The sequence below is a fragment of the Rhizobium sp. BK456 genome (assembly GCF_014194045.1).
GTDB classification, from domain to species: Bacteria; Pseudomonadota; Alphaproteobacteria; order Rhizobiales; family Rhizobiaceae; genus Rhizobium; species Rhizobium redzepovicii.
The window spans coordinates 156,638-173,534 of record NZ_JACIAO010000002.1 but is presented as its reverse complement, the minus strand read 5'-3'; the positions used below and the strand labels follow the sequence as shown (position 1 = coordinate 173,534).

Genomic DNA, 16,897 nt, shown 5'->3' with positions numbered 1-16,897 from the left:
TCGTCCTGACGCCGCGGAGCAAATCCCGCGGCGTTTTGGTTTTTGGCGCACTGCGCCAAAAGGCCTGAACGCGCTTTAGTTGAGAAGCCCGACCCGCGTTCCTTTTATCGTCAGCACGGTCAGCCGGCCCGTCGCCGAGACCGCGGTGTCGATGCCGATCCGTTGCGGACCGAATGTCGGGGTTCGCGCCGGGGTATGCCCATGGATTACCAGGACGGGAAGCTGCGGCCCGCTATCCAGGAAGGGTTGGCGAATCCACATCAGGTCGCTGTCCTTCTGTTTCTTAAGGTCGATGCCCGGTTTGACGCCTGCATGGACAAAGACCACCCTTCCCATCCGCAGCATTATTGGTAGCGATTCCAGGAATTGGATATGCCGCTCGGGGATCATGTTGCGAATGACCCGGGCAATCATTTCGCTTCCGGCCGCCGACTGCAGCAAGTGCTCGATATCGATACCGTATGAGTGCAGTGTCTCGGTCCCTGCAAAACCGAGCCATTCAAGAATGTGCGCCGGTTTGCGATAGAGCTTCACCAGTTCCGCGTCGTGATTGCCGCAAAGCGCGAAACGCTGAAACCCCGGCGGCGGGCTCTTGCTCAGGAACTCCAGCACCGCGCTCGAATCAGGACCGCGGTCGACATAATCGCCGAGCATGACGATAAGTTTCGGCCCCGGAATGCGCGCTGCGTCCTCCTCGATGCGGCGATGCGCCTCGACGAGCTCCTTATAACATCCGTGTATATCGCTCATCGCATAGACCGCAGCGAACTCGCCCTCGGCAAACGTCAGCCGAGCGCGTCCTTTGCGGTTGCCGGCCAGTATCCGTATCTGTTGTCGCCACGGCCCGAGATAGTTAAACATGTAACCCATATATGAGGTCCGAGCCCTCGAGGGTGTCGGAAAAGCTCCAGTTCCTGCCCATCCTTGCATGGGTATCAGGCTCAGTGTTCAAAAAAAATTGGCCCGATCACGGCCTCAGCGAAATTGTAACCGGAACCCCGCGTGAAGAGGCTATCGGGCCGTCGCTCGTGAATCGACAGCACTTTTCCCGCGTCGTCGATCGCTGCCGGAACGGTCTCCTCCGCACCGAACACTGAGCCTCGCGTCGAATCACCCAATCCTCACTTGATCCCTTCCGGCTTTCATGCGGAACGGCTTTCGCAGGCACATCGTGCTGCCCCTGACGCAACGTCCCCGCGACAGCGAAATTATGATTGCGAGAAACGCAATTTGTATTCGGCCGTTTTAGAAGGACATCACGGTCAACATCGCGCTATATTTTGGTAGATGAGGGTTAATTGAGCGTTAAGCCGTATTATTCGTTCCAGCAGCGGCTGTGTCGGCCGCTAGTTCTCCAAACCACAGAACTTCCGGCGATCGGATTTCCACAGGCGACACCTCCGAAAAAGCTGCATAAATCAACTATAGCGAGAGCCTGTAGAAAAAAATGAACGCTTAAGCTTATCACGCTTGACGCTACTGCACCGGCGCATGATGATGGCGCATTGCGAGCGTGAATGACATTCTTTACCGGGATTCTCAGATCCAAAACTGCGGGGTGCAAAGTGGAAACTGCGGTTGATTCGAAACTTATCGAGGCGATCAGCTACGACGAAGACAGCCGGCATCTACGGGTCTATCTGACAAACGGTCAGAGGCGGGAATATGAAGGCGTCCCCAAGGGCGTTGTCGTCGGCTTGACGATGGCGGAATCCCCGGGAAATTTTTATATGACGGCAATCAGGGGCAAATATCCTCCCCGCCCCTAATGTGATCTTCATTTCAGCTAAAATGCGAGACCGGCATCACCGGTCCCGCAAATCAGCGTCACCGACCGCGGCACATTCCATCAGTAGCCGCTGAAGAAATCGCGAACTGCATTGATCTCGAGCGGCGCAATCTCATGGCCGCCGGGATGCCAGACCGTTCTGACATCAGCGCCGCGATCCTTCAGATGTTCCGACAGCGCCTCGGTCATCGGGGCGGGAGCGATCGGATCGCGCTGCCCGGCCGTGACCAGCACCTTTCTCCCCGCAAGAGTTGCCTGAGCTTCGGGCTGAAATGGAATGAGCGGGTGCATCAGAACTGCGGCGTCGAATATGCCTTTTTCGATCAGCACATTGGCGAGAATGTTTGCGCCATTCGAAAAACCCAGACCGAGAATTTGGGAAGCCTGGTGCTTCTCAGCCAATGCCTTGACATAGGCGGCCATCTTCTCCGTCGCCCGTGAGAGGTCGGCCATGTCGTAGACCCCCTCCCCGGTGCGCCGGAAGAACCGCGCCGCACCATGTTCGGAAACGTCGCCGCGTGGCGAGAGAACCGTCGCTTCGGGCAGCAGGCGCCGGCCGAAATCGAAGAACTGGTTCTCGTCGCCACCGGTGCCATGCAGCACCAGCAGGATGGGTCTATAAGGTGCACCGGCATGCAGCCGGCGCACATATCCAGTTTCGGTCATAGCGCCTCTCCTTACGCTTCGAGCGGCTGCAGGTGCTGCTCGAGCAACGCGCGAAGATGGGCGTGCTGCTGGGGCAGCTTCAGGGCTTCGCCGAGATGGGCCGTATCCTCGTCGCGGTTAAACCCCGGCTCATTGGTCGCGACCTCGAACAGCACGCCGCCCGGCGTGCGGAAATAGATCGCCCAGAAATAATCGCGGTCGATCACCGGGGTCACCTGATAGCCGGTGTCCATCAGCGCCTTACGCACTTCGAGCTGCTTCTCGCGGTTTTCGACGGCGAAGGCGACGTGGTGAACGGAGCCAGCACCGGGAAGCGCGCGGGCAATGTTCGGCATAGTCTCGAGATCGATGAGATGCGCGCCGTTGCCGTCAGGCTTGATCAGCCGCTTGACCCGATCCCGTTCCTCGGCGACCTCGTAGCCCATGAACCTCAGGAGTTCGGCGGTGGCGCCTTCATCCCTGAGCCGCATCGCCACGGAATGGAAGCCGCGGATGGCGTGGTCTTCGCTGATGCCGCCATGGGTCCAGGCCTGACGCGCATCGTCCTTGACCTCGACCAGCGCAAAGCCGTCACCGTCAGGACCCGAAAAGTTAAGGCGCTTCTCGCCGAAACTTTCCTCGGCCTTCAGCCCGCCAATATTCAACGCGCTGAAACGATCGCTCCAGAAGCCGAGCGAGCCTTGCGGAACGGAGAACACCGTCGTGCCGACCTCCCCGGTGCCGGGACGGCCCTGCGCCATCTTCGGGAACGGGAAATAGGTCATGACAGTGCCGGGCGCACCGGTCTCGTCGCCATAATAGAGGTGATAGACATCAGGCGCGTCGAAATTGACGGTCTTCTTGACGCGGCGCAGCCCAAGCGCATTGGTGAAGAACTGATTGTTGGTTCGGGCGTCCTCCGCCATCGACGTGACGTGGTGCAGACCCTTGATCTGATCGAGCATGTGAAACCCCTTTCTTGCCTGCAGTGCGCAGGCTTTGGATGAGGCTAAGATGCGCGCTGAACCTCCGGGGGAACAGACCCCCAGATCAAAACGCATTGTCTTCTTTTAGTGAACGAAGATGCGTTGACGTTCACACCTCGACATCTTGGGGATCGGCCGGCAACTGCCAGTTGATCGGGGACCGCCCGCGCGACTGCAGGAAATCATTCGCCTTCGAAAAATGCCCGCAGCCGAAAAATCCGTTATGGGCCGAAAGCGGCGAAGGATGCGGCGCCCTGAGCACGAGATGCCGTGTCGTATCGACAAAAGCCGCCTTGCGCTGGGCATAGGAGCCCCAGAGCATGAAGACGACGGCTTCGCACTCGTCGTTGACTTTGCGGATGACCGCGTCGGTGAAGCGCTCCCACCCCTTGCCCTGATGGGCGGCCGCCTGCCCTTCCTCGACAGTCAGCACGCTGTTCAGCAGCAGCACGCCCTGCCTTGCCCAATGTTCGAGAAAACCGTGACGCGCCGGCGCTATGCCAAGATCCGTCTGCATCTCCTTATAGATATTGACGAGGGAGGGCGGGATGCGCACGCCCGGCCGCACGCTGAAACACAGCCCATGGGCCTGCCCCAGCCCGTGATAGGGATCCTGCCCGAGAATGACGACCTTGACGCTGGAGATCGGCGTCAGGTCGAGGGCGCGGAAATATTCACTGCCCCGGGGGAAAATGCGCTTACCGCCCTGCTTCTGCGCGACAAGAAAGGATTTGAGCTGCTGCATATAGGGGCTTGAGAACTCCCCCGCCAAGGCGGCTTTCCAGCTCTCTTCGAGACTGACTGATGTATCGCTCATCCAGCAAACCCTTCGCATATGCCGAAACAACGGACACACGGTTCTAACAAAATCGATCTACGCTGCAATGCCTGTCGGCTCGGCAATGGGTCCAGGCAGATAGAATCGGCGAAAGAAGGTTGCGATGGCTGTCCGAGGCACGGCCGTCCGTGTTTAACTATATGACGGCTTTGGTATTTACGCCGGCTGGCAGCCTGAGTAGAACCTTATGATAAACCGGAGACATGTCTTCAAATGAAATTCGGCACGAGCGGCCTTCGCGGACTTTCAGTGGATCTCAAGGGACGCGCCTCTGCGCTTTATGCGACGGCGTTCGGCAGATATCTGCTGCAGACCGGCAAGGCGCAACTCGGCGACGCCATTCTGATCGGCCGCGATTTTCGCGATTCGAGCCCCGATATTTCGGGAAATTGTGCCGGCGCACTCACCGCACTCGGCTTCCGGGTATTGGACTGCGGCAATGTCCCGACACCCGCCCTTGCCCTCTATGGCCTCGAGAGCAACGCTGCATGCCTGATGGTGACGGGCTCGCATATTCCGGCAGACCGCAACGGCATCAAGTTCTATCGCCCGGACGGCGAGATCGACAAATCGGACGAGGCTCATATCACCGCATCGGCGGCCGAGATCGAGCGAACAGGTGAGACCGTTGCAGAGGCCCCGGCTGAAACCGAAGATCATGAGGCGATCTGCCGTCAGTTGTTTTTCCAACGCAACGCCGACCTGCTGCCGCAAGGCGCACTGTCCGGCTTGAAGATCGGCGTCTACCAACACAGCACCGTCGCGCGTGATATGCTGGTTGACGTTCTCGCCCATTATGGCGCCGAGATCATTGCTCTTGGACGTTCGGAGAGTTTCATTCCCGTCGACACCGAAGCCGTTTCCGACGAGACGATCACGCTAATGAAACGCTGGGCGTCCGAGCACAAATTCGATGCGATCGTCTCGACCGATGGCGACGGCGACCGTCCGCTGGTGGCAGACGAAACCGGCATGCCGCTGCGCGGCGACCTTCTCGGCCTTGTCGCAGCCAATTTTCTCGGCGCCGGCACGGTCGTGACGCCCGTGACCTCCAATTCCGGCATCGAGGCCGCTGGCTCTTTCGCTGTCAAGCGCACCCGCGTCGGTTCGCCTTTCGTCATCGCAGGCATGGAAGAGGCCGTAGCCGCCAGCAAAGATCATGTCATGGGCTTCGAAGCCAATGGCGGGCTGCTGACCGCAACCCCTTTCGATATCAACGGCAGATCCGTGCGCGCCTTGCCGACGCGCGACTGTTTTCTCCCGATGCTTGCAATCCTGTCGCTCGCCGCCCTTCGCAGGCAGCCGCTTTCGGCCGTTGCCGCCTCCTACCATCTGCCCTTTGCCGCCGCCGATCGCCTGGAGAATTTTCCGTTGGAGACGAGTGCTGCGCTGATGGAGCATCTGCGCGCCTCCGGTGAAAACCTTGCCGCTTTCCTGCAGCCGATCGGCGAGGTGGCGGCGAAATCCGACATAGACGGACTTCGCGTGACGCTGAAAGACGGTAGAATCATTCATTTTCGCCCCTCCGGCAATGCGCCCGAAATGCGCTGCTACGTCGAAGCCGGCAGTGAAACCGCAGCCCTGGATCTGCTGAAGGCTGGGCTCACCCGAATAATGCACTGGGCAAACGCCCGCTGAACATGCCACGAACAAGCTTTTTTCAAGGAACCCGCCTATGACGCAGAAAATCGTTCCCGTGATCATGGCCGGCGGCAAAGGCACGCGGCTCTGGCCGCTTTCCCGTGCCACCGCCCCGAAACAGTTCATCCAGTTCGTCGGCAATAAGACGTTGTTTCAGGAGACGCTCGAACGCGTTTCCAACCCGGAGCTCTATGAAGCCCCGATCATCGTCACCAATGAGGAATTTCGCTTCCTGGTCGCCGAGCAGGCCCGTACGCTGGGCATTCCGCTCGCCGCGGTGCTGCTTGAGCCGGTCGCCCGCAACACCGCCGCCGCGGTGGCCGCCGCCGCTACCCTTGCCGCCGAGCTTTTCGGCAAGAACACCATCATCCAGATGCTCGCCTCGGATCACGAGATCCTCGCCGACAAGAGCTATTTCGATTGCATCCGCATCGCCCGGAATGCTGCAGCCGACGGCAAGCTCGTTACCTTCGGCATCAGCCCCACCGAGCCGGCAACCGGCTACGGCTATATCGAAATCGGCGATGCGCTTGAAAATGGCGCCCACAAGGTCAGCCGTTTTGTGGAAAAACCGGCATTGGAAACGGCCGAGCAGATGCTTGCCGACGGCGGCTTCTATTGGAACTCCGGCATCTTCATGTTCCCGGTGGAGGAACTCATCGCCGAGCTGCAGGAATATGCGCCCGATGTGCTGAAAGCAGCGAGCAAAGCCGTTTCCAAGGCAAGCCGCGACCTCGACTTTACCCGTCTCGACGCCGACCATTTCGCCAAGAGCCCCGATATCTCAATCGACTACGCGATTATGGAAAAGACCTCCAAGGCCGCTGTCGTCCCCTCGCCGTTCAAATGGTCGGACATGGGAAGCTGGGATGCCGTTTGGAAATCTGGCGTGCGTGATGACAACGGCAATGTCGCTGCCGCAAACACCACCGTCGTCAACACGCGCAACTCGCTGGTCATGACCCACGGCGTGCATCTTGCAGTACAGGGCATGGAGGATGTCGCCGTCATCGCCAGCGAGGACGCCGTCTATGTCGGACCGCTCAAAGACAGCCAGAATGTCGGGCAATTGGTCAAGATGCTGGCCTCCTCTTCCGCCACGGCGAAATTCACCGAAACCCATCCGACATCCTATCGTCCCTGGGGCGGCTATACCTCGATCTTCAACGGCGATCGCTTCCAGGTGAAGCGTATCTTCGTGACGCCGGGCAAGAAGCTCTCGCTGCAAAAACACCACCATCGCTCCGAACACTGGGTCGTCGTCAAGGGAACCGCCGAGGTGACGGTCGGAGAAACCGTGCGGATGCTGCGCGAAAACGAGAGCGTCTATATTCCGCTCGGCGAAGTCCATCGTCTGGCCAACCCCGGCAAGATCCTCCTCGAACTGATCGAGGTGCAGACGGGCTCCTATCTCGGCGAGGACGACATCATCCGCATCGTCGATGAATTCGGAAGAACGTGACGTCGCCGCCGGACTGGCGGCCCCAAACAATGCCGCCTTTTCCGGCGCGACCGCCATCGCTGTTGAATTCTCTATCGGACTTCTCGTAGAATGGACGCACCGAGAGACATGACCGGAGATATCCCCTGATGCGCATCCTGCCCGCCCTCGCCGGATTTCTTTTAATCATGGCCCCGGCAATGGCGTTTGCCGAAGCCGGAAAGATGCGAACCGCAAGCGAAGCTGAAATCCGCGAGCACCTGCCGGGCACGTCGGAGCTGAAAGAAAGCAGCAACGGTTACGAATATCGCCAGGGCAACAGCAATGGCTACAAGATAACCAATGGCCAAGTGTGCGTCCGGTTTGCCAATAAGTCGACCGACTGCGTCAGTGTGAAGACCGACGGCGAGAAATTTCAGATGATCGACAAGAAAGGCGGCAGGACGAAGTTTTGACTTTGACCGGCAGCTTATTTTGCCGGTGAAGTTTCACCGTCCCTGTCGAGAACGAATTCTGCGATCAGACCGGAATGGTTCGAGCCAAGATTGTCATCGAGACGTTTCAGCGATGTCAGATGAAGCGGCGCGCGCGCAAATATGTGATCGATGGCGATCCCCAATGAGCCGGCAGCAATCGGCCATGTCGCCGGTTCGGGCACGATTGTCTTCAGTCCCTGTTTGCGCAGGAAAGCCTGGATGCTCGGGGCAATCGACGAAGAGTTGAAATCGCCTGACAGCACCACAGGGCCGTCGATCGAGCCGAGCGTTTTCGCGAGATCTTCCAATTCAGCCATCTGGAAATCGTCGAAATATGGTTTGCTCAGATGCGCCGATACCAGATTGACGGTTTCGCCGCCGAAGTCGACGCTCGATATAACCAGCCTGTTTTTCCGCAGACTGCCCATGCTAACGACCTGCTGGTTGAGGAATGGGCGTTTGGACAGCACCAGCGTATCGCACGTATCCTTCCCGGTGTCGCAACCGATATGATAGGGATAGGCCTTGAACAATTGCTGCAGATGGAAGGCCAGCGGCTTTGCTTCAAGCAAATTGACGACATCGGCATTCGACGCGATCACCATGTCGGTAATGGCAGTCGAGTTTTTCCAGTTGTCGATCGCGATGTTGAACGACATCAGACGAAAAAGCGGCGGCCTGTCCGTGCCTCTACCGTCCTCCAAAAACTCGCCCAGCATGATGACGCCGTGAGCGATGAGAAGAAGCGAGACGAACAGAAGGACGAAGCCGTAAATCTGTCGCCTGACAGCCAGAATCACAAGGCTGGCGGCAACAAAGAGGACACCGAGGTGAAGCTGAAAGCTGTAGAGAAAGGACAGCAGCCAGAAGTTCGTGACATAGCGCAAGGATACGATCGCGATTGCAACGGTCAGAAACGCGCAGAGAATCCAATAAATTATCTCTCTCATCGATCCTGACCTGCTTGCAGACGACCCGCCGGCCATAACATGCAGGCCGGGATGTTGCAACGCAGCATAACGGCCGATGGCCGCGGCCGGGCTTTGGACGATACCGGCGGCCCTGCGTTATCCTGCAGGGCAGCGGGCAAAATGCCGTCAACCGCAGCAAAGGCCGCCGCCGCCTTCTCTTTCAAAGATCTATCGACTCGGCGTCTTCTTATCTTGTAAGTGGGGTCACGCGATACGGAATCGGCTTTTGCCGTCGGCAGCGAGCCGAGAGAAGGTGGGAATGCGCTACTTCATTACCGGGACGGCCGGCTTCATCGGTTTTCATCTGGCCAGGCGCCTGCTGCAGGAAGGCCACGAGGTCACCGGCTTCGACGGCCTCACTCCCTATTACAACGTCAAGCTCAAGGAGATGCGCCATGCAGCACTCTCCCAGTTCCCGGCCTTCAAACCGGTCATCGCTATGCTCGAAGATCGCGAAGCGCTTGAGGCAGCGGTTGTCGCGGCCAAGCCGGACATCCTGATCCACCTCGCCGCCCAGGCCGGCGTGCGATACAGCCTGGAAAATCCCGAGGCCTATCTTCGATCGAACGTCGAAGGCTCGTGGAACATCATGGAAATCGCCCGGCGCGTCGAAATCCGTCACCTGATGCTGGCCTCGACGTCATCGATCTACGGCGCCAATGCGACCGTTCCCTTTCACGAGACCGATCGCGCCGACGAGCCACTGACCATCTATGCGGCGACGAAGAAATCGATGGAACTGATGGCGCACAGTTATGCCCATCTGCATAAAATCCCGACGACGGCCTTTCGCTTCTTCACCGTTTACGGGCCGTGGGGCCGTCCCGACATGGCGTTGTTCAAATTCACCAAGAACATGCTTGAGGGACAGCCGATCGAGATCTACGGCGAAGGCAATATGAGCCGTGACTTCACCTATATCGACGATCTCGTTGAGGGGATCGTCAGGCTGTCGGCAATCGCCCCTGGTGAGGATAACCGTCTGGACAACGTGGCTGTCGAAACGCTTTCGCGCCAGGCGCCCTTTCGGGTCGTCAATATTGGCGGCGGCCAGCCGGTCAGCCTGATGGATTTCGTCGAAACGGTGGAGAAGGCACTCGGCCGTCCGGCCATCCGCAAGATGCTGGCGATGCAGAAAGGCGACGTGCCGCGCACCTTCGCGGCCCCCGATCTGCTAGTTGCGCTGACGGGTTACAAGCCGGATACGACTTTGGATGTCGGCGTCAAGGCCTTCGTCGACTGGTATCTCGACGTCCGCGGCCAACTCGACGCCTAATTGGGTTACCTCAACGCCGACCCGAATTGTTCCCATAACCGGGAATATCAGGGGAGAAACGTCACCGCCGCAACCGCGTCGACCGCCTTCGAAAACACATAGTCGACGACAACGGTCAGCTTCTGCGAGTAGGTCTTGAGCTGATAACCCTCGCCTCCGATTTCAGCAGGGCTGCGCAGGACGAAAGGAACGCCCGGGCGCACGAAACCGGCGCGTGTCGTCAATGGAATTTCCGGCGAATGGCCAATGGCGGAGGTGTACATCAGGTCGCGGCCGAGGCTGGCGGGGCCGATGGCGAGCGCCGGCCCGGCAGCAGTGATGCTCAGAGTCAAAGCGATGGTGGCAAGAATTTTGTGCATGTCGAAGTCCCCGTTTGCGGATCGGCGGGCTTCGCTTTGCCCGTCTCCAAACGATCGACGCGTCTGTCCACGCTTCGGTCGCTTTCATGAGACCACTCTACACATCAGTATTTGCAGGGCTTTTAAGCGGATCAGTCAAATTTTATGAAATTCGGCTTTCTGTCCCGATAGGGCACACGGGAAACGCCCCGAGGTCGCCAAGGCAAGATCGGCGGAATAACGAGGGACGCTGACCGCAATCTAGAGAACGCGATCCAGCTTCTTGTTGATATGCAGGTTCGGCATCAATCCCGCACTTTGCGCGGCATGATAGGATTCGCGCGCCGCATCGAACGAGATCGACCACATGATGGCGCTCAGGAGCAGCGCAATAATATAAATTTGAATACGCATCTCATCGGCGATACGGAAAGAGCAAGGCAGTTTTGTGTCAAAAAATGACCGCGAAAATAGAAAAAATCGGCGGGCTTTTTCCCCGCGCGTTTGGCATCAGACATATTAGTATCGCGCGAATTTTGGCTACTGTTAGCAGCCAACCCCGAGGCTCGAGAGCCCTCGGAGGTCCCTCCGCCAGGGGCCTCTTTGCTTTTTTACCGACATTTACCGCAGGCGGCTGACATCCCCGATATATCGAGCTTGGCGAAAAGTATATCAATCGATTGACTTATTTCGCAATCGGCGTTATAAAAGTGTCATGAGTCAGGAACACGACACCCAAAACCCGCCAGCATCCGCCCGCGCCGAGGCCGCGCGCCAGAAGATGTTGGCCGCCGCTCTCGACGTCTTCGGCCGCTACGGTTTTGACGGCGCCTCGACACGGCAGCTGACCGAAGCCGCCGGCGTCAATCTGCAGGCGATCCCCTATTATTTCGGCAGCAAGGAAGGCCTCTATATCGCCACCGCCGAATATCTGATGGCCCGCATCGATACCCATGTCGGCGACATGAGAGCGCGCATCGGCACGCGCCTCATGGCGCTCGACGCCGCCGGCGAAAGGCTTGGCGAAACGCAAGCCCGTCTGTTCCTCACAGAAATTCTCCAGACGATGGTGACGCTTTTCGTCGGCAAGGAATCGGAATCCTGGGCGCGCTTCCTGATCCGCGAGCAGATGGAGCCGACCGAAGCCTTCGCACGGATCTATCAGGGCATCATGCGGCCGATGATCGAGATGGGCCGGCGGCTGATCGGCGCCATCCTGAGTGAAGATCCCGCCTCGGAACACGTGCGCCTGCGCACCTTCAACCTTATCGGCAGCATCCTTGTGTTTCGCGTCACTCACGCGGCCGTGCTTGCCCAGATGGAATGGGACGCAGTCGGTCCGAAACAGGTGGAAACCTTGCGCGGCCTCGCCGCCGAATTGGTCGATATGCTCGGTCCATCGACGAAGGGAGGCGCGGCATGAAACGCCTCGTCCCCGTCGCCCTCCTTCTCCTCGTTGCGGCAGGCGCCGCCGCCTGGTGGTACGGTCTGCCTGAAAAGCTCGGCTGGCTGCCTGAGGCCCGCCGCGAATTCGTCCTTTACGGCAATGTCGATATCCGCCAGGTCTCGCTCGGCTTCCGCGTCAGCGGCCGCCTCGCCGACCTCGGCGTCGACGAAGGCGATGTTGTCAAGAGCGGTACGGTGCTGGCGAAGCTCGATGCCGCACCCTATGAATTCGCCGTGCGTTCGGGCGAGGCCAACGCCGCGGCCCTTCGGGCGACTCTCGACAAGCTGAAGGCGGGTCCCCGCCCGACCGAGATCGCCCAGGCGCGCGCCGCCTATGACGAAAGCCTCGCCGATCTCGAAAATGCCAACCTCGCCTATGACCGAGCCCGCCAGCTTCGTCCGCAGGGCACGATTTCCGAAGCGACGCTCGACCAGGCGACCGCTGCAAAGGCAATGGCCGCCGCCCGCTCCGAGTCCGCCAACGAGGCGCTGAAACTGCTGCAGGAAGGTTCGCGCGTCGAGGATATCGCCGCCGCCGATGCACAGCTAAAGGCTGCGGAGGCAACGCTGGCCTCGGCCCGCACATCGCTTGCCGATACCGAACTGCGCGCACCGAACGACGGCGTCATCCTCTCGCGTGTGCGGGAGAATGGAGCCATCGTCTCGCCGGCCGATACCGTCTTCGTGCTCTCCCTGACCGAACCCGTCTGGGTGCGCAGCTATGTCGCCGAGCCCGATCTCGGCCGCATCCACCCTGGCATGAAGGTTTCCGTCGCTTCCGATACGGCGCCTGACAGGCCGTATGACGGCACGATCGGCTTCATCTCGCCGGTCGCCGAATTCACCCCGAAATCGGTGGAGACACCGGAACTCAGGACTGATCTCGTCTATCGCCTGAGGATCGTCATCGACAAACCAGGCCCGGATCTGCGCCAGGGCATGCCGGTCACGGTGCGTCTTCCGACACGTGCGGCAGACGGACGATGACCGCCGCCGAAACCGCCCCCCAGACAGAGCGGGACGACAAGCCGCTCGTCCGGATCGACGGCGTCGCCAAACGCTTCGGCGAAGCGCCCGCAGCCCTCGACGCCGTCTCCGGCATCATCGGTGGCGGTGCGATCACCGGCCTCGTCGGCCCTGACGGCGCCGGCAAGACGACGCTGATCCGTCTGATGACCGGGCTGATGCTGCCCGATGCGGGGACAGTGGAGGTTCTCGGCCTCGACACCAGGAAGAACGCCGCCGGCATCCAGGCGGCAATCGGCTACATGCCGCAGCGCTTCGGCCTCTATGAGGACCTCTCGGTGCAGGAAAATCTCGATCTCTATGCCGATCTGCGCGGCCTGCCGAAAAGCGAGCGCGCCGGCGCCTTCGACGAACTGCTCACCTTCACCGACCTCAAGCGCTTCACCGGCAGGCTCGCCGGCAAACTCTCCGGCGGCATGAAGCAGAAGCTCGGCCTTGCCTGCGCGCTTTTGAAGAAGCCACGCCTGCTGCTGCTCGACGAGCCGGGCGTCGGCGTCGATCCGATCTCGCGCCGCGACCTCTGGAAGATGGTCGAGAACCTGACGAAGGAAGGCATTGGTGTGCTGTGGTCAACCGCCTATCTCGACGAGGCGGAAGCCTGCGACCATGTCCTGCTGCTGAACCAGGGGAAGCTGCTCTTCTCGGGAAAACCCGCGGAGATGACCGAGCGCGTCAACGACCGGGTCTTCAGGGTGTCCGATGTCACCGGGCGCCGCCGGCAGGTGCTTGCCGAGCTCCTGCAGACCGATGGCGTCATCGACGGCGTGATCCAGGGCGAAGCGATCCGCTTGGTGGCCGCCAAGGACAAAAAGCCCGATATCGGCAAGGCGGGCGATGGCGCATCGCTTAGCCCCGCCCCGCCTCGTTTCGAGGATGCCTTCGTCGACATGCTGGGCGGCGGCCCCGGCGGCCGCTCCAGCCTTGCCGAGGCGCAGGAGCCGCTCACGGCTGAGGACGACCGGCCGGTGATCGAGGCCAAGAGCTTGACGAAACGCTTCGGCGATTTCACCGCCGCCGAGGATATCAGCTTCGATATCCGCCGCGGTGAGATCTTCGGCCTGCTCGGCCCGAACGGCGCCGGCAAATCCACCACCTTCAAAATGCTCTGCGGCCTGTTGAAGCCGACCGGCGGCGAAGGCCGCGTCGCCGGCTTCGACCTTCGCCGCGATGCCGGAAGAGCCCGCAACCAGCTCGGCTACATGGCGCAGAAATTCTCGCTTTACGGCGATCTCACCGTCATGCAGAATCTCGAATTCTTCGCTGGTGTCTATGGCCTGCGTGGGCAGCGCAAGCGCGAACGAATCGCGCTGATGGCCGGCATTTTCGATTTCGCCCGCCACGCCCGCGAGCCCGCCAAGGACCTGCCGCTTGGCCTGAAGCAGCGCCTGGCGCTTGCCTGCGCCGTCATGCACGAACCACGCGCCCTCTTCCTCGATGAACCGACATCGGGCGTCGATCCGATCACCCGCCGCGAATTCTGGACGCATATCAACGCACTGGTCGAAAAGGGCGTCACCGTGCTCGTCACCACGCATTTCATGGACGAGGCGGAATATTGCGACCGAATCTCGCTGATCTATCGCGGCCGCTCGATCGCGCTCGGCTCGCCGGATGAATTGAAGGCGCGCGTGGCAACGAGAGAGCAACCGGACCCGACGATGGAGGATGCCTTCATCGCCCTGGTGCAACAATCGGAAGCGGAGGATGCCGCATGAGCGCCTCTTCCGGTCGGCGTCGGCGTCTTTTTGCCCTCGTGCGCAAGGAGAGTTTCCAGGCGATCCGCGATCCGAGCAGCATCCTTATTGCCTTCGTGTTGCCGCTGATCCTGCTCTTTCTCTTCGGCTACGGCGTCTCGCTCGACACGACCCGCACCCGCATCGGCCTCGTGACCGAGGAACTGACGCCGCTGACACAGGACCTGTCGGCGAGCTTCCAGGCCTCGCGCTATTTCGATGTTGCAATGGGCCGCGACCGGCGACTGTTCGAGGAAGATCTCGTACTCGGCAAGGTGCGCGGCATCGTCGTCATCCCGGCCGATTTCACCACGCGTTACACTGCAGCCAACCGTCCCGCCATCCAGGTGATCGTTGATGGTTCCGACCCGAACACCGCCAATTTCGTCCAGAACTACGCCCAGGGCGCCGTCGCCAACTGGGAAGAGCAGCGGCAGGCCGACGTCGCCTCCCGTAGTCCCGCCATCGCGGTCGAGCAGCGCTTCTGGTTCAATCCGGAGCTCAAGAGCCGCAATTTTCTCGTACCCGGCTCGATCGCCATCGTCATGACGCTCGTCGGCACGCTGCTGACCTCGCTCGTCGTCGCCCGCGAATGGGAACGCGGCACCATGGAGGCGATGATGGCGACGCCGGTGACAGCGGTCGAACTGCTCACCGGCAAGATCCTGCCCTATTTCCTGCTCGGCCTCACCTCGATGACGCTCTGCGTGCTACTGGCGGTCTTTCTCTTCGGCGTGCCGTTCCGCGGCTCCGTCGCCGCCCTTTACGCGCTTTCGGCCGCCTTCCTGATCCCGGCGCTGGGGCAAGGCCTGTTGATCTCGACCGCAACGAAGAACCAGTTCCTCGCCTCGCAGCTGGCGCTGATATCAGCCTTCCTGCCGGCCTTCCTGCTCTCGGGCTTCCTGTTCGAGATCAATTCCATGCCGAGGATTATCCAGTGGATCACCTTCATCGTGCCGGCGCGTTACCTGATCCCCAGCCTACAGACAGTGTTTCTCGCCGGCGACATCTGGCCGATGTTCGCAAAGGCAATCGCCGTCATGCTGGCGATCGGAGCCGTCATGTTCGTGCTTGCGGCCCGCAGCACCCGGAAGAGGATCGGTTGAGATGGGATGGACAAGGCTCTACGCCCTCATCATCAAGGAGCTGCTCGCCGTGCTGCGCGACCCCAAGGGCCGCGCCATCCTGATCGGCCCACCGATCGTCCAGCTTCTCGTCTTCTCCTATGCCGCCACACTCGAAGTGCGCAATGTCGACGTGATGATCCTCAACCGCGACAGCGGTCACTGGGGCCAGGAGCTGATCGAGCGTATCGACGGCTCGCCGACCTTCCGCCGGATCGCGATGGCGGGAAGCCAGGTGGATATCAGGATGGCGATCGATAACCAGACGGCCATCGCGGCAATCGAGATCGGCCCGGACTTTTCGCGCAATATCGAGGCGGGAACGCCTGTTGATCTGCAGGTGGTGCTCGACGGTCGCCGTTCCAATGCCTCACAGATCGTCGCCGGCTACCTCTCGCAGATCGGCGGCGCCCTTGCCGCCGAAACACCGGCAGGCAGACGCGCCGGCGCCGGCATTGTCTCGTCGGTGCCGCGCAACTGGTTCAACCCGAACCTCACCTACCAATGGTTCATGGTGCCGAACCTGATCGCCAGCATCGCGCTCTTGATTGGCCTGATCGTCACGGCCTTGTCGATCGCCCGCGAGCGCGAGCTCGGCACATTCGACCAGTTGATGGTCTCGCCGCTGCGCCTGCACGAAATCCTGATCGGCAAGCTGATCCCGCCGATGATGATCGGCCTTTTCCACATCACCGTCTATATCCTGGCCGCCGTCTTCCTGTTCGAGGTGCCGCTCCGCGGTTCGCTATTCCTGCTTTACGGCAGCGCGGTTTTCTATCTCGGCTCGGTCGCCGGCCTCGGCCTCTTCATTTCGGCGCTGTCGATGACGCAGCAGCAGGCGATCCTCGGCGCTTTCCTGTTCATGGTCCCGGCCATGCTGCTCTCGGGTTTCGCGACGCCGATCGAGAACATGCCGGCATGGCTGCAGCCGGTGACGCTGATCAACCCGCTGCGTTATTTCCTGGTGATCGTCAAAGGCGTTTTCCTCAAGGATATCCCCCTGAGCGAGGTTGTGAACCAGACGATCCCGCTGGCGCTGATCGCCGGCGTCACACTCAGCGCTGCCGCCTGGCTCTTCCGCCGGCGCCTGGAATAATCCAATACCGCCGCATGCTTCGGTCGCCTCACAGAATGTGAACCGGCCTGCCAAAGCGTGATTCTCCTGCC

General features: G+C 60.5%; 17 protein-coding genes. 10 read left to right on the top strand and 7 right to left on the bottom strand.

Translation table 11 applies throughout. From position 1 onward, the window contains the following. Positions 1 to 75: 75 nt before the first annotated feature. On the bottom strand, positions 76 to 870 hold the full coding sequence (locus tag FHX03_RS07120) for a metallophosphoesterase (RefSeq protein ID WP_183853095.1): 795 nt from the start codon (positions 868 to 870) through the stop codon (positions 76 to 78). A 647-nt stretch (positions 871 to 1,517) separates the two neighbouring features. On the opposite strand from FHX03_RS07120, the gene FHX03_RS07115 reads away from it, so the two are divergent. Then, positions 1,518 to 1,769 (top strand): KTSC domain-containing protein, encoded by a 252-nt coding sequence (locus FHX03_RS07115; protein ID WP_003590684.1) that lies wholly within the window; start codon positions 1,518 to 1,520, stop codon positions 1,767 to 1,769. An 80-nt stretch (positions 1,770 to 1,849) separates the two neighbouring features. On the opposite strand, the gene FHX03_RS07110 is transcribed toward FHX03_RS07115, so the two are convergent. From FHX03_RS07110 to ung, 3 genes are all read right to left on the bottom strand, one after another. Further along, positions 1,850 to 2,455 carry an alpha/beta hydrolase gene (locus FHX03_RS07110; protein WP_183777533.1) on the bottom strand — a complete coding sequence of 202 codons (606 nt, stop codon included), beginning with the start codon at positions 2,453 to 2,455 and terminating at the stop codon, positions 1,850 to 1,852. A gap of 11 nt (positions 2,456 to 2,466) precedes the next feature. After that, positions 2,467 to 3,399 (bottom strand): VOC family protein, encoded by a 933-nt coding sequence (locus FHX03_RS07105; RefSeq protein WP_183777532.1) that lies wholly within the window; start codon positions 3,397 to 3,399, stop codon positions 2,467 to 2,469. Positions 3,400 to 3,529: 130 nt separating this feature from the next. Continuing rightward, complete coding sequence (ung, locus tag FHX03_RS07100; RefSeq protein WP_183853093.1) at positions 3,530 to 4,237, bottom strand: uracil-DNA glycosylase; 708 nt, start codon at positions 4,235 to 4,237, stop codon at positions 3,530 to 3,532. A gap of 234 nt (positions 4,238 to 4,471) precedes the next feature. On the opposite strand from ung, the gene FHX03_RS07095 reads away from it, so the two are divergent. From FHX03_RS07095 to FHX03_RS07085, 3 genes are all read left to right on the top strand, one after another. Then, positions 4,472 to 5,896: a phosphomannomutase gene (locus FHX03_RS07095; RefSeq protein WP_183777530.1), complete on the top strand. Its 1,425-nt coding sequence runs from the start codon at positions 4,472 to 4,474 to the stop codon at positions 5,894 to 5,896. Between the two features lie 37 nt (positions 5,897 to 5,933). Next, positions 5,934 to 7,361, top strand: coding sequence for a mannose-1-phosphate guanylyltransferase/mannose-6-phosphate isomerase (locus FHX03_RS07090; RefSeq protein WP_183777529.1), 1,428 nt, complete (start codon positions 5,934 to 5,936; stop codon positions 7,359 to 7,361). Between the two features lie 128 nt (positions 7,362 to 7,489). Then, positions 7,490 to 7,795, top strand: coding sequence for a hypothetical protein (locus FHX03_RS07085; RefSeq protein WP_003590675.1), 306 nt, complete (start codon positions 7,490 to 7,492; stop codon positions 7,793 to 7,795). Between the two features lie 14 nt (positions 7,796 to 7,809). Here FHX03_RS07085 and FHX03_RS07080 read toward each other — a convergent pair whose 3' ends face one another. Beyond that, the gene (locus FHX03_RS07080; protein ID WP_183777528.1) at positions 7,810 to 8,766 is read right to left on the bottom strand and encodes an endonuclease/exonuclease/phosphatase family protein; all 957 of its coding nucleotides are present in this window, start codon (positions 8,764 to 8,766) and stop codon (positions 7,810 to 7,812) included. A gap of 280 nt (positions 8,767 to 9,046) precedes the next feature. Here FHX03_RS07080 and FHX03_RS07075 point away from each other — a divergent pair, with 280 nt between their 5' ends. Then, the gene (locus tag FHX03_RS07075; protein ID WP_097626356.1) at positions 9,047 to 10,063 is read left to right on the top strand and encodes an NAD-dependent epimerase/dehydratase family protein; all 1,017 of its coding nucleotides are present in this window, start codon (positions 9,047 to 9,049) and stop codon (positions 10,061 to 10,063) included. 47 nt (positions 10,064 to 10,110) lie between these two features. On the opposite strand, the gene FHX03_RS07070 is transcribed toward FHX03_RS07075, so the two are convergent. Together FHX03_RS07070 and FHX03_RS07065 are read right to left on the bottom strand one after the other, a co-directional pair. Then, positions 10,111 to 10,422, bottom strand: coding sequence for a hypothetical protein (locus FHX03_RS07070; protein ID WP_183777527.1), 312 nt, complete (start codon positions 10,420 to 10,422; stop codon positions 10,111 to 10,113). A gap of 240 nt (positions 10,423 to 10,662) precedes the next feature. Further along, positions 10,663 to 10,815 (bottom strand): hypothetical protein, encoded by a 153-nt coding sequence (locus FHX03_RS07065; RefSeq protein WP_003581757.1) that lies wholly within the window; start codon positions 10,813 to 10,815, stop codon positions 10,663 to 10,665. Between the two features lie 301 nt (positions 10,816 to 11,116). Between FHX03_RS07065 and FHX03_RS07060 the strand changes: the two genes are divergently transcribed. The 5 genes from FHX03_RS07060 to FHX03_RS07040 are packed head-to-tail and all read left to right on the top strand — an operon-like array spanning position 11,117 to position 16,826. Further along, positions 11,117 to 11,824, top strand: coding sequence for a CerR family C-terminal domain-containing protein (locus FHX03_RS07060; protein ID WP_183777526.1), 708 nt, complete (start codon positions 11,117 to 11,119; stop codon positions 11,822 to 11,824). Next, positions 11,821 to 12,834, top strand: coding sequence for a secretion protein HlyD (gene hlyD / locus FHX03_RS07055; RefSeq protein ID WP_183853091.1), 1,014 nt, complete (start codon positions 11,821 to 11,823; stop codon positions 12,832 to 12,834). The genes FHX03_RS07060 and hlyD overlap by 4 nt, the downstream gene beginning before the upstream one ends. Then, positions 12,831 to 14,588: an ATP-binding cassette domain-containing protein gene (locus FHX03_RS07050; RefSeq protein ID WP_183853089.1), complete on the top strand. Its 1,758-nt coding sequence runs from the start codon at positions 12,831 to 12,833 to the stop codon at positions 14,586 to 14,588. Before hlyD ends, FHX03_RS07050 begins: the two co-directional genes overlap by 4 nt. Further along, positions 14,585 to 15,712, top strand: a complete 1,128-nt coding sequence (locus tag FHX03_RS07045) for an ABC transporter permease (RefSeq protein WP_097626346.1) — start codon at positions 14,585 to 14,587, stop codon at positions 15,710 to 15,712. The genes FHX03_RS07050 and FHX03_RS07045 overlap by 4 nt, the downstream gene beginning before the upstream one ends. 1 nt (position 15,713) lies before the next feature. Next, positions 15,714 to 16,826, top strand: coding sequence for an ABC transporter permease (locus FHX03_RS07040; RefSeq protein WP_183853087.1), 1,113 nt, complete (start codon positions 15,714 to 15,716; stop codon positions 16,824 to 16,826). The last annotated feature ends 71 nt before the right edge of the window (positions 16,827 to 16,897 follow it).